Raw genomic sequence first — 1,106 nt, forward strand, 5'->3', positions numbered from 1 at the left:
GGCATCGGCGGCACCCGCGGCGCGGGCCGCCGCGCCGACGGGCGACACCTCCTTCGACGGCGATCCCACCGACCCCGTGGCCCTGGCCGTCGCCATGATCCGCCAGAACACCAGCAACCCCGGCGACGGCGCGATCACCCTGCCACTCGCCCGGATGCTCCAGGGCATCTTCCGGGCCGCCGGGGTCGGCACCGAGATCGTGCCCACTCCGAAGGACGGCAACGTCCACTTCTTCGCCCGCATACCCGGCAGCGGACCGGCCACGAAGAAGCCCCTGGTCCTGCTCGGCCACTCCGACGTGGTGCCCGCCATCGGCGACAGATGGGAGACGGACCCCTTCGCCGGTCAGATCAAGGACGGAAAGCTGTACGGCCGCGGCTCGTTGGACATGAAGGGCGTCAACGCCGCCTTCGTCGCCGCTCTGCTGCGCCATGTCCGCGAGGGAGCGGCCTTCGACCGCGACATCGTCCTCTGGTCCGACTGCGACGAGGAACAGGGCCCCTACGGCGTGCGCTGGTTCCTCGCGGAACACCCCGGCAAGGTGACGGCGGGCGCGGTCATCACCGAGGGCGGCTGGGTCCTCAACCAGCGCGACGGCACCACGCCCATGATCGCCTCACTCACCTGCAACGACAAGCGCTCCCTGCTGCTGCGCCTGGAGACCGCCTCGTACGCCACCCACACGTCCAAGCCGTTCAGCGGACAGGCGGTGATCCGGCTGGGCGAGGTACTCGACGAGCTCGGGCAGTGGCGTGCCCACATCCGCCCGAACGCACTGTCCCGGCAGTACTTCGCCGAACTGGCCGAGGCCACCACCGACCGGCCGTTCGCCGATGCGCTCCGGGAGATGCTCGCCGCCCGCACGGACCTGCGCCGGGACAGGGCGGGGGAAGCGGTGGTGCGGCTCAGCGAGACCCCGGAACTGCACAACGCGATGCTGCGGACCACGCTCGCCTTCACCTCCGCCCAGTCCGGCTACTACCCGAGCATCGTGCCGGGCACCGCGACCGCCTCAGCCGGTTCCGGTCGTGCGTCCGGATCCGCCGGGCCCGCACCGGCCGGGAGCGACCGTCGTCCCCGTACAGCGGATGCCGCTGCCGGTGGTG

1 protein-coding gene is annotated in these 1,106 nt (G+C 71.7%); it reads left to right on the forward strand.

Annotation, left to right across the window (positions count from 1 at the left end):
* On the forward strand, nucleotides 1-1,106 hold a 1,106-nt coding region (locus tag ACWCQ6_RS37445; RefSeq protein WP_451097000.1), incomplete at both ends, for a M20/M25/M40 family metallo-hydrolase.

The sequence above is a fragment of the Streptomyces sp. NPDC001880 genome (assembly GCF_053594575.1).